Raw genomic sequence first — 12,810 nt, forward strand, 5'->3', positions numbered from 1 at the left:
TTTAGGTATAAAATCCTCTCAGTTTTCTGAGGGGATTTTTTGATTGGCTTTTATAAAAATTATAGGTAAATATAACACAAAAGTTGTTGTCTATTTAAATATAAACCTTATATAGTGTTTGGATTATTTACTGTTTTAAAAATTTTAAGATGTTTCCGTTATCAAATTTAATAAGGTATAGTCCATTGCTTAGGTTTTGAATGTCTATATTTTCATTTAAAGACATGTTACCGTTGCTTTGTTTAATTCCTAAAATATTGTATAAAGTATAATTTTCTTTTTGCGTTAATCCTAATATTTTAATAAAATCTGTTGAAGGATTTGGTAAAACGGTTAAATTCTTTTTAAATGTGTTTTCACTTACTGATAGACTCGATAAATTAAATTTTGAAACTTTGTTTCCTCTGAATTCAGCATAATACAGATCGTTTCCATTTACCTCAATTTCATAACAGCCTTGTAGCCCAGTCAAAATATTGGTTGTTGTTGGTATTGTGGACGTTATGTCTATTTTAGAAATTTTATCATTGCTAGCAATAAATAAATCATTACCATTTAAAGTTAGCCCATAAGGATAAGAAATTCCTGTAACAACATCAATTGGGGTTGGTGTTGATACGGAAATATCTATTTTAGATACTTTATTACTACCATATTCTGCGATGTATAAATCGTTACCTTCTAGGACCAAGTCGTACGGATTGTTAAGTCCTGTAACGACATCTATTGGAGTCGGTGTGGTTGCCGTAATATCTACTTTAGATATTTTATTGGCATATACTTCCGCAATATAAAGTTCATTTCCGCTCAAAGCTAACCCATAAGGATAATTTAGTCCAGAAACTAAAACAGACGCTGTTGGTGTGCCAGCCGATATGTCTGTTTTATAAATATTTCCACCCGATGCTGTGAAAAGATCGTTGCCATTGGTTTCAATATAACGCGGGTTGTTAATATATACCACTTGTACTGCAGTAGTTGGTGTTGGTGCAGAAATATCTACTTTAAAAAGACCACCACCGTCTGATGCTGTTATGTATAGATCGTTACCATTGATTTTTAAACCAAAAGGCTCTGCGATATACGTTACTTCGGTAGCCGTTTGGGCATTAAGATTAAATGTACTTAAAAACAATACAGCAATAAGGAAATATAGTTGTTTCATAATTAATATGTTTTTTTCACTTAGTTTATAAATTGGTGTTGATAAAACATATGTATTAAAAACACCAAAAAAATCATTTTGGGGTTTTTAACGATAACCAAATTCAGCGTTAAGTTATTCCATTTTAACCACAATAAATTGCGTGCGCCTGTTTAGCTCATGTTGTGCTTCGGTACAGTTTTTAGTGCCATCGCAATCGTTGGTTAATTTACGCTCTCCAAAGCCGTTGTATTCGGTTATTCTTGAGGCATCAACGCCATGGGCAATTAAATACTTATAGGTGGCATTGGCTCGCTCTTTTGAAAGTTTATCGTTGTATTCCGATGGGCCTCTCGAATCGGTGTGCGATTCAATTTTAATAACCATGTTTGGATATTTGTTCATCATTAAATTTACAATTCTATCTAACTCCGCTGTACCATCACGACGGATGTCATATTTATTAAAATCGAAGTAAATAGGGTAGAGCTCAGTTATTGGTAATTCTTTTTTTGTAACAGGGTTTAAAACAAAATTGGCTTTTATGCGCGTTACACTGTTTGCAATGCCTTTTGTAGTTACCATTCTAGAATCATCAATATAGTTGTCTTTTTTGGTGTTTAGTTTATAATCGGTATCTCTGTCGATATTGATTTCAAAATGTCCGTTTTCATCGGTTTGTAAATCTGCAATTTTGTTGTCGTTGCTGTCCATCAACGTAACCACTGCGTTTGGCACGGGTGCATTTGTAGTAGCATCGGTTATTGTGCCTTCTATTTTTAATTGCGGAATTCTGTCGTAGGCATAAATATCGTCTCCACCAACGCCACCAGCTCTATTGGATGCGAAGAAACCAGACAACCCGTCATCATTCATAAAAAATGAAAAATCGTCTTTACTTGAATTTACCGGAACACCAAGATTTATGACACTTTTAATTTGGTTGTTCTCATCGGAAACCGTTCCGAAAATATCCAACATACCTAAACCTGGGTGTCCGTCGGATGAGAAAAACAGGGCATTTTCGCTATTTACAAACGGAAACATTTCGTTTTTATCGGTGTTTATTATGTTACCTAAATTTTGTGGTGTACCAAAGGTACCGTCGGCATTAATATCCACATAATAAATATCCGAACCTCCAAAACCACCAGGTTTATCCGAAGTGAAATATAATTTTGTATCGTCCTTATTTAGTGCCGGATGCCCGTTGGAATACGAATTGCTGTTAAAACCAAGGGCTTCCACATTTGTCCATTTACCATCAACCAATGTGGCTTTATAAATGTTTAAATGCGTAACACCTTCATCATCTTTTCCTAAAACATTTTTGTTAAGATCGTTTCTTGAAAAATACATGGTTTTGCCATCTTTGGAAATGGTTAAAGGGCCATCGTGATATACGGAATTGATGTCGCCTTTTATTTTGGATTTATGATTTACAATGCTATCGCTACGATTTCCAGTGGTGTAAATATCTAAAAAAGGTTCTTCGTTCCAGCCGTAAACATGTTTTGTTGAAACGCCTAAATCTTTTGACGAAGCAAAATAAATTATGCCATCCTTTTCGAAAGCACCGAAATCGCTATACTTAGAGTTGAAATTAACATCGGCTAAAAAGTACTGCTGTTTGTTATTATATATAGAAGTGATAAAATCGCTATCTTTTAAATATTTGTCTTTTTTAATAACGCCGCCCGCTTCTTTAAAGCGCTTCAACCATGTACGGGATGTTTTATAGTCTTTTATGCCCCTTAGAGCTTGGGCATAATTGTAATAATATTCAATAGGGATATTTTCCTGTTGCACCGCTTTTTGGTAATAAACAACGGCACTGTCAGGGTTTCGCATAAAGGCATAACTATCGGCCAATTGTCTGGTTGCATATTGGGCATTAAAATCTTTTTCGATAAGATGATGATACACCTTTGCAGCACTTACAAATGAAAATTTATTGAATAAATTATCAGCTTTTTTCTGAGAGCCATATTGTGCTGAAGCCGTAAAGCTTAGCGCCAATATAACGTAGGTTAGCATGTGGTTTTTTAGTTTCATTGGGACGATATTTTAAACACAATTAGGTTAGTATTGTGCGGTTTTATTCCATTTTTACAACTATAAATTGAGTACGTCTGTTTAATTGATGGTCTTCTTCTTCACATTTTTGTCCATCCTCACATCCGTTGGTTAATCTGCGCTCACCAAATCCTTGGTGTTCGGTAATTCTTTCAGGATCTACACCTTTCGATATTAAATACTCGTAGGTTGAATTGGCCCTGTCTATCGATAGTTTATCGTTATAAGATAATTCACCACGAGAATCGGTATGCGATTCAATTCTAATGACCATTTCTGGGTAATCATTCAACATTAAATTCACTATTTTATCCAATTCCAAAGCTGCATCTTTTCTAATATTGTGCTTATCAAAATCAAAATAAATGGTATTTAATTCGGCAAGTTTTACAACATTTGGCTTAGGGTTAAGCAATAAATTTGCTGTAATGGTTACAAGTTCTGTTTGCAGGTTTTTTGATGTAAACGTGCGATAATCATCAATATATTTATCTTGACTACCAACAATTTTATAATCTTGATTCCTGTCTATATTTATTTGATAGAAGCCGTTTTCATCGGTTTCCATATAGGCTATTTGATTGTTTTTGTCATCATATAACGTGATTACAGAATTGGCAATAGGTTTGGTGTTAATGGCATCGGTTACCACACCTTCAACTTGCATGATGGGTTCTCGGTAATACGCATAAATATCGTCATCGCCACGGCCACCTCTTCGGTTTGAAGCAAAATAACCCGTAATCCCGTTGGGATTCATTGTAAAAGAAAAATCATCACTATTGGAATTGACAGGAATACCTAAGTTTACAACATCAACAAAGTCATCATTTTCACCTTTAATAGTGGCGAAAATATCAAGCAATCCAAGGCCTACGTGTCCATCGGATGAAAAAAACAGCACCCCTTCGTTATTAATAAATGGGAAGCCTTCGGCGTTTTCGGTGTTTACAACATTTCCTAGATTTATGGGTTCGCCCAATGTGCCGTCAGGGTTGATATCAACAACATAAATATCCGATCCGCCAAAGCCACCAGGTCTATCTGATGCAAAATATAGTTTGGTGTCATCGCTATTTAAAGCTGCGTGCTGTGTTGAAAAATCATCACTATTTATGGGCAGGTCTTCAATATTTGTCCAAACACTATCTTGTAATGTGGCACGGTATATTTTCATGGCCGTTAAGCCATTGTTGTCTTTTTTTCTAACTTGGTCGTTGTAGTTGTTTCTTGAGAAATACATGGTACGACCATCTTTAGTTATGGTCACAGGGCCATCGTGATAAATAGAGTTTACATCGCCTTTTAATTTTGCGGTGTGATCAACATTTCTTCGCGACCCTACTTTGGCTACGTAAACATCTAAAAAGGGCTGTTCGTTCCAGCCATACAAGCGTTTAACCGCGACACCTTCGTCTCTTGAAGATGCGAAATATACTTTTCCGTCGTGTTCAAACGCACCAAAATCGCTGTATTTTGAATTGAAGCGCACCCGATCTAAAAAGTACTGCTGTTTGGCGTTAAATACACTGGTAATAAAATTGACGTTTTTAGAAAAATCGTTAGCGTTTACCACACCTCCGGAATCTTTAAATCGCTGCAACCATATTTGCGATTCTTCATACTTTTTAATACCACGAAGGGATTGGGCGTAGCTGTAATAATACTCTATGGGTACATTATCTTGCTCAACCACTCTTTTATAATATCGAGAAGCTTTTTGTGGATTCCTTAAATAGGCATAACAATCGGCCAACTTTCTGGTGGCATAGTCTTTATTGTAGTTGTTTTCAATAAGATCTTGATAAACTTCTGCCGCTTTTACAAAAGAGAATTTATTGAATAACGTATCGGCTCTTTTTTGTTTTCCTTGTTGTGAAAAAGCAGAGATACTGAGCAATAAAGCTAAACAAATTACTATGTGGTTTTTTATTTTCATCTATACAATAATTTCTTATTAGAAATATCTAGGTGATTTTAATTTAGAACTTAAGAATTTAAATTCGTAAATTAATAAAATCTCGTGGGTTCCAGTGGTATATCTTGCGATATCTGAAATGGGTTTTTCATAAGCATACCCTACACGTAGTTGTCTTGACACTTGAAAATCGGCAAAACCTCCAATGGCCGCTGCTTCTCTGTTAAGTCGGTACGAACCGCCCAACCAAAATTTCTCATTAAAAAGGAAACTTCCGGTAAAATCGTAAGATATGGGTGCACCGTTGGTTGCTTTTAATAACACCGCAGGTTTAAGTTTTATGTTTTTACTTAAATCGACTACAAAACCACCAGTAAAATAGTAGCTAATTCGCTCTAAGGCTTCAAACTCTTTCTGTTGGTTGCTAAAATCGTTAGTTAATATCCTTGGTGCGGATAAACCAGCATATATTCTATTATTACTCCAGTAAACACCAGCACCGATATTTGGTGTCCATCTATCTTCGGTACCAAAGATTAAAGGGTCGTTTACATTACCGGGATCATTACGAAAATCGGCATCAAAACTAAATTGGGTAAAACCGGCTTTTAAGCCAAATGCTAATTTACCATCTGTACCCGTTGGAATAGAGTAAGAAAAATCACCATAAACATACGTGAAGTTTTGAGGACCTAAATCGTCTTCAATAAACGACAAGCCTAAACCAATCCTATCATTCCTAAGCGGTGTATGAATAGACAGTGTTTGTGTTATGGGACCGCCTTTAAAACCAACCCATTGACTTCTGTGTAATCCAACAACGCTTAATGCCTCTCTACTACCTGCATACGCTGGATTTACAGAGATTGTATTGAACATATACTGTGTGAATTGCGGTAACTGTTGTGCAACTCCAATCGTACAGCTGAACAATGCAATAGCGATTATGTTATGTTTAATAAGTTTCATAGGTTAAGTTTTATTTGGTTCCTAAGTAAATTGGACCGGTTAATGGTTTCAATCCACTGTTTTGTAAATGAATGATATAATAATAAGTTCCGTTCGGTAATTTACCCTTGCCACCTATTGATGATTTAGGTGAAGAGCCTCTCCAGCTACCAGATCCTTCGCCTACTTGATAGTTGTTGGATTCGTAAACTAAAGCACCCCAACGGTTAAAAATTTTAATGTCGGCAGTAAATCCGCATAATTCAATACCAGTTATATCAAAGGTCTCATTATAGCCATCACCGTTAGGTGTTAACGCTTTCGAGATTACAATATCGTTTTCACCACAAGGGAGTACCTCGCAGTAATTTAGTGTCACCACGATATCGGTAATACTTATACAACCTGCGTCTGTTGTTGTATATCTAAATCTATAATCTATACCTGTTTGTACTGTAATTGAATCCCATTCTACATTTGTAGGATCAAAAACACTTCCAGTTAGTATGGCTCCCGAGCCGCCATCTATTAGTTCCCAAGTTCCGTTGGTGTTAAGGGTTTCGGGTGTGTAATTATTTAAATCTACAGCACCTTCATCGAAACACAAATCTGGAGCTACTATATCTATAAGAACTTCATCAAGCGATACATTTAATGTTTGTGTATAGGTTTCTTGATTTGCGCATTCATCGGTAGCGGTCCACGTTCGAATGATTTGGTAATCTGTTAATGCAATTTCATCGAAGGTATTGGTTTCTTCAAAAACCACGGTTATACCGGCGCTAACAGAACAGTTATCGGAAAACTCTAAAGCCGGAGCATCAGGAACATCCGTACAGCTAACATCCAATGTTTCTTCAAAGGTTGTTGTTGGTGCTGGAGCCGTTGTGTCTTGAACCGTTATTATTTGTGTGTGCGTAGTAATCAATCCACAGGCATCCGTTGCCACCCAAGTTCGTGCAATGATATAGTTGTTTGCACAATTTCCGTTTGTTAAAGCATCACTTACCGCCACAGTGGCGTCACTACAATTGTCAATTGCTGTTAAGGTTGTAGCATTAGGGACAGCATCGCATTCTACGGTTATGTCTTCAGGTAAATCTTCTACAAATTCTGGTCTGGTTGTGTCTTGAACGGTTATGTTTTGTGTATGGACCGTTGTAAGCCCACTAGCATCTGTTGCAGTCCAAGTACGTACTAATGTGTAATTAGAAGCACAAGAACCATCTATTCTTTCTTCACTAAAAGTTACTTCGGCAGAACCACAATTATCGGTTGCCGTAAGTACTTCAGCATCTGGAATTTCGCTACATTCTACAGTTATATCAACAGGTAACGCTTCAACAAATATTGGGTCGATATTATCAATTACGGTTACAACTTGTGTACAGGTTACCGTGTTGCCAGCTTCATCGGTAATCGTCCATGTTACTATGGTATCACCTTGTGGAAAAGCAGTAGGGGCATCATTACTAATTGTAACTGATGTACAATCGGTGGCACTTGGTGTGCCTAAATCTACATTGGTTGCCGAACATAAACCTGCATCTACATTTACGGTAACATCAATTGGACACGTAATTGAAGGGTCAGCATCGTCAACTACTGTTACTGTTTGCGTACAAGTGGCTGTGTTTCCAGAGCCATCGGTTACCGTCCAAGTTACTGTCGTATCGCCCAACGGATAGGTTGTTGGAGCATCGTTGGTTACGGTATCTACCGAACAATTGTCATCCGTCGTAGGTGTTCCTAAATTTACGCTAGAAGCCGTACATAATCCTGGATCCACATTTACTGAAACATCAGCAGGACATATTATAGTTGGGTTAATATTATCGGTTACCGTTACTGTTTGGGTGCAAGTAGCGGTGTTACCAGAGCCATCGATTACCGTCCAAGTTACAGTGGTAGCTCCTAAAGGAAATACTGCTGGCGCATCGTTGGTTACGGTATCCACTGAACAGTTATCGTCTGTAGTTGGTGCACCTAAGTTTACGTTAGACGCCGTACATAATCCGGTATCTACATTTACCGAAACATCTGCAGGACAGGTAATTGTTGGGTCAATATCATCAGATACCGTTACTGTTTGTGTACAAGTTGCTGTGTTTCCTGAACCATCGGTGACTGTCCACGTTACAATGGTGTCACCTAAAGGAAACACTGCTGGCGCATCGTTGGTTACAGTGTCAACTGAACAATTATCGTCAGTTGTTGGTGTACCTAAGTTTACGCTAGACGCGGTACATAAACCAGCATCTACATTTAAAGATATGTTTGATGGACAAGAAATGGTTGGGTCAATATCATCAGTTACCGTTACTATTTGTGTACAAGTTGCTGTGTTGCCCGAGCCATCTGTTACTGTCCAAGTTACTGTGGTATTACCCAATGGGTATATCGCAGGTGCATCGTTGGTTACGGAGTCTACTGAACAATTATCGTCTGTTACTGGTGTGCCTAAGGTTACGCCCGACGCTGTACATAAACCAGCATCAACATTAACTGAAACATTCGCCTGACAAGTAATAGTTGGGTTTATAGTGTCTTCGACGATTACATTTTGATCAACATCAATGATATTGCCGTTACCATCGTCAAAAGTCCATGTAATAGTAAAGGTTCCTTGGGTGTTATAGGTTAGCGGATCGTTTGTTGTACCTGTAATTGAAGTGCCATTACAATTATCTGTAATTACGGGTGCAGTTGCGGTTACCGAACATTGTCCTATTAAATCCGGAAGGGTTGGTTCTTGAGGTGCAGTTGTGTCATCAACAATTACTGTTTGACCCACATCGATACTGTTACCGTTGCCGTCATCAAATGTCCAGGTGACTACAAACGTACCCTGAGTATTATAGGTAGTGGGGTCCGTTGTAGTACCTGTAATAGTGCCGGAACAGTTATCATTTGTAGTAGGTGCTATTGCCGTTACGCCACATTGCCCGGTTAAATCTTCCAATCTCGGGGTGTCTGGATTTGTTGTATCATTTACAATTACCGTTTGATCAACATCGATACTGTTACCGTTACCATCGTCGAAGGTCCATGTAATGGTAAACGTGCCCTGTGAGTTATAGGTTGTAGGATCTGTTGTTGTTGCAGTGATTGTGCCCAAACAGTTATCATTTGTTATTGGTGCGGTAGCTGTTACCGAACACTCACCTGTTAAATCTGACAAGATTGGAGCAACTGGGTTTGTAGTATCATTTACAATGACGTTTTGATCAACATCAATGCTATTGCCGTTGCCATCGTCAAATGTCCAAGTGATTACAAATGTGCCTTGTGTATTATAGGTTAATGGGTCGCTAGTTGTTCCAGAAATTGCAGAACCATTACAATTATCTGCAATTATAGGTACAGGTGCAGTAACCGAGCATTGCCCTATTAAATCAGCAAGGGTTGGTGCTTCGGGTTCTGTGGTGTCATCGACAATTACTGTTTGATCAACATCAATACTATTGCCGTTACCATCGTCAAAGGTCCAAGTGATTACAAATGTACCTTGTGTATTATAAGTTAACGGGTCTGTAGTTGTACCTGTAATGGTGCCAGAACAGTTATCCTCTGTAGTTGGCGCCGTTGCGGTTACACTACATTGCCCTGTTAAAACCGCTAGTCTTGGTGTATCTGGATCAGTGGTATCATTAACAATGACGTTTTGATCAACATCAATGCTATTGCCGTTGCCATCGTCAAAGGTCCAAGTGATAACAAATGTGCCTTGTGTATTATAGGTTAATGGGTCTGAAGTTGTACCCGTAATGATTCCCGAACAAGCATCACCTGCAGTTGGTACCGTTGCGGTTACCGAACACTGCCCTGTTAAATCGGGTAGTGTTGGTGTACTCGGGCCTGTTGTATCGGTAATGGTTATGGTCTGTGTTACATTAATTGAATTGTTACAATCATCGGTTACGCTATATGTTCTCGTAATAATTTCAGGGTTTGTACCACCATCCGAAACATCGGAGACGAATGCTACTGTAGGGGTAAAACCAGAATTATCAGCTTCATCGGTAACTACCAAAACATCTGGAGGAGGTATAGTGCCACCACATTCAATATCAACGGGAGCAGGGTTACTTGCTGTTGGCGGTTCATTTATATAATCTAAATAGTTGATGCCTATGATAATAGGAGTAGGTATTGGCTCTCCGGCACAATTTCCTGTGGTTTCATAGCCTTGTATCAACGGAAAATCAAACGGAACATTAGATACAGCACCAACACCCGTTATGGTTCCACTGAGTGAAACATTAGGATCAAAAGAGGGGTCGGTTAACATGGTACAATCCCGAGTTACCGTTAGACTAAAACTAATAGTTGCCAACACATCATCTGGAGAAGGGGGAACAGGTAATGTGCCTAAATCCCATATTATAGATCCGTTTGGACCAAATCCTGGACCTGTCATGTAAATAGGATTGTTTGTTGTTGAAAATATACCGGGATTGGGAAAGCCTGTTGAAATATTTAAATTACTTGGGTCTATAGTTTCAGGTATAGGAATGGTAATTAGCGTATTATCTGTAGCTTCGGTTCCCGTATTTCTTATTTCAAGTGTGTATTCTGAAAATTGCCCCGGTTCCAAAATGTCTGGTGGGTTAGGGGTATTTCCGTTAACAGAAGTTATATTTAGTACACCTTCTGGTTCTGGAACATAGGCATCAACAGCAAAGGTTACATTAAAAATGGTATAGGTATCTTGAAAAGTACCATAATTAAATGATGTTTGAGTTTGCCCATTAGCAATTATACTGTTTCCTGTATTATCAACATCAAACATGACTACATCTATACCTGTATTATTGTATAGGTTCGGATCACGGGCGTTACCATCAGTTAAAATAGATCCAGTAAAAAAATTATCAGGGGTATTATTTGAATGTGATAAAGGAATATAAGTTGGTGTGTTTAGTTGTTGGATTGAAAAGAAATCGCCTATAAAGCCTCTTTCGCCTTCACCACCCATAATACCTAATTTTAAGTTTACTTCACCGCTTTGAGCAGCGTTAAAACCGGATACCGGTATTGTAAAAACATCGGCATTAGCACTTCTCACGAAAGCATAGCCATCAAAAACAGTAACGTCCCTCCATTTCATTTTTGAGTTTTCGTACACTACAACCATGCCCCAGCCACCAGATAGTCCTGTGCCATCTATTGTTCCTTCTCTAGTTGGTAAATCGCCAACAAAATATTCACCAATACCATTTAATTGTACGTAGTCGGTAATTTCAACATAGCCAGTAAATATATTTCTATATATGTCTTCAGGAAATAAAATGCTATTTGCGGGTGTCGCGGTAAATGTTGTATAATCGGTTGCGTCTGGCCCTTTAATGCGAATTCTGCGTTTATCGAATTGTTTTGTAACTCCATTTTTGGTTACGTTAAATGTATTGGGGTCACCATCACCATCAGCATCTGCATCAACGCCTTGATCGACTCTTCCAGTCCAATAGATACCCGCATAAATAATTTTTGAACAGCCAGGATCTGCTCTATTCTCAGTTGATAGAGCAAGTGTTGCAGAAGAAGAGTTAAAAGTATCAAATGTGTTGCCAGGAAAAACCACATCATCACGATCAACAAATCTCATGTCTTCGTTGTTGTTACCAGTATCAGAGTAATTAACTAAGGTCAGGTTTGTATTGCCCATCATAGTAAAATCACCTTTTATAGTATATATGGTTTTGCTGGGCGAGTTTACAGAGGTTCTTGGAGTAAAATCCACCTCTACTTGACCATAACTATTTGAAGAAAACAAAAAAAGAATACAGGCAATTACGATGATTTTCGCATAGCCAGTATTAATTAATGCTTTAGTAGCGTATAGTTTTTTCATGTGTTAATCTTTAAAAATTAATCTTGTGCTTTTTATGATGGTATTTCGGTCGAATAAAAAACCCTTACATTAGAGTTTGATGTTATAAATTTTTCTATTTGGTCAGCTGTACATTTAAAATAACATTTTATAAATACATATTTAAGCTTACCAAGGTTCTTATTTACGGTTAAATCCAATCTATTATTCAAATCACTTTGCTTTTTTAAAGTTATGGTAATTAACTCGACATTGTTATAGTCGCTATTGTTTAACACACCAAAAGATTGACTATCGCCAAAAGTTATCTTCTGAACTGTGCCTTCGCCATAAATTTTACTAATAGCATTGTTATTAATATATGCTGTTGTATGTAGGTTTTGTGCCAACTTATAAAAACCATCTCTGTCGTTCGACTTAGATACCGCAGTTTTTAATAGGGTGTTATTGTTCGTAATCTCGAAAATACCATATTCTTGGGCTGTAGCATTTTCTACAGTTAATATAGACACAATGCAGGTAAGCAGTAAAGTGTAATAGGTTAAAGCTGATTTATTTTTCATAATAATTAAATTTAAAACTATACTATTATAAACACTGTGGTCGTTTTTTTAATTACAATAAGTAACTGAAAAAACACGGCAGAGTAAAAATTTTTGAGGGAAAAAATTGTGAGGGAAAACATTGAAAATCAATGTTGTATTAAATATGCAAATTGGATTCGGGATCATAGCTTGTCTAAATTTTTAAGTAGGTAAGACAAAAAAACGTATATGAATCTGCTTTATCAAAAAAAAATGTTAAATCACTTATAAATTCGTTAAAAAGGCAGTGGTCAACATTTTGTCGGTTTAATAAATCAACTCAACGACCTCAATATGCAAACAAAAA

General features: G+C 37.3%; 6 protein-coding genes. All 6 read right to left on the reverse strand.

What is annotated here, in order from left to right:
- Nucleotides 1-127 precede the first annotated feature (127 nt).
- The 6 genes from RNZ47_RS05925 to RNZ47_RS05950 all read right to left on the reverse strand — a co-directional run bounded on the left by RNZ47_RS05925 (nt 128) and on the right by RNZ47_RS05950 (nt 12,482).
- Nucleotides 128-1,165 carry a T9SS type A sorting domain-containing protein gene (locus RNZ47_RS05925; RefSeq protein ID WP_311937772.1) on the reverse strand — a complete coding sequence of 346 codons (1,038 nt, stop codon included), beginning with the start codon at nt 1,163-1,165 and terminating at the stop codon, nt 128-130.
- 114 nt (nt 1,166-1,279) lie between these two features.
- The gene (locus tag RNZ47_RS05930; RefSeq protein WP_311937773.1) at nt 1,280-3,199 is read right to left on the reverse strand and encodes an OmpA family protein; all 1,920 of its coding nucleotides are present in this window, start codon (nt 3,197-3,199) and stop codon (nt 1,280-1,282) included.
- 43 nt (nt 3,200-3,242) lie between these two features.
- Nucleotides 3,243-5,159 (reverse strand): OmpA family protein, encoded by a 1,917-nt coding sequence (locus RNZ47_RS05935; RefSeq protein WP_311937775.1) that lies wholly within the window; start codon nt 5,157-5,159, stop codon nt 3,243-3,245.
- A gap of 18 nt (nt 5,160-5,177) precedes the next feature.
- Complete coding sequence (locus RNZ47_RS05940) at nt 5,178-6,107, reverse strand: PorP/SprF family type IX secretion system membrane protein (RefSeq protein ID WP_311937777.1); 930 nt, start codon at nt 6,105-6,107, stop codon at nt 5,178-5,180.
- A 10-nt stretch (nt 6,108-6,117) separates the two neighbouring features.
- The gene (locus tag RNZ47_RS05945; protein ID WP_311937779.1) at nt 6,118-11,940 is read right to left on the reverse strand and encodes an HYR-like domain-containing protein; all 5,823 of its coding nucleotides are present in this window, start codon (nt 11,938-11,940) and stop codon (nt 6,118-6,120) included.
- Between the two features lie 32 nt (nt 11,941-11,972).
- Nucleotides 11,973-12,482: a hypothetical protein gene (locus RNZ47_RS05950; RefSeq protein ID WP_311937781.1), complete on the reverse strand. Its 510-nt coding sequence runs from the start codon at nt 12,480-12,482 to the stop codon at nt 11,973-11,975.
- Nucleotides 12,483-12,810 lie beyond the last annotated feature (328 nt).

The sequence above is a fragment of the Hwangdonia seohaensis genome (genome assembly GCF_031932625.1).
Classification (GTDB): domain Bacteria; phylum Bacteroidota; class Bacteroidia; order Flavobacteriales; family Flavobacteriaceae; genus Hwangdonia; species Hwangdonia seohaensis.

Coding starts and splice junctions, on each gene's coding strand:
- RNZ47_RS05925 (WP_311937772.1), bottom strand. CDS start 1,165: ATGAAACAACTATATTTCCTTATTGCTGTATTGTTTTTAAGTACATTT.
- RNZ47_RS05930 (WP_311937773.1), bottom strand. CDS start 3,199: ATGAAACTAAAAAACCACATGCTAACCTACGTTATATTGGCGCTAAGC.
- RNZ47_RS05935 (WP_311937775.1), bottom strand. CDS start 5,159: ATGAAAATAAAAAACCACATAGTAATTTGTTTAGCTTTATTGCTCAGT.
- RNZ47_RS05940 (WP_311937777.1), bottom strand. CDS start 6,107: ATGAAACTTATTAAACATAACATAATCGCTATTGCATTGTTCAGCTGT.
- RNZ47_RS05945 (WP_311937779.1), bottom strand. CDS start 11,940: ATGAAAAAACTATACGCTACTAAAGCATTAATTAATACTGGCTATGCG.
- RNZ47_RS05950 (WP_311937781.1), bottom strand. CDS start 12,482: ATGAAAAATAAATCAGCTTTAACCTATTACACTTTACTGCTTACCTGC.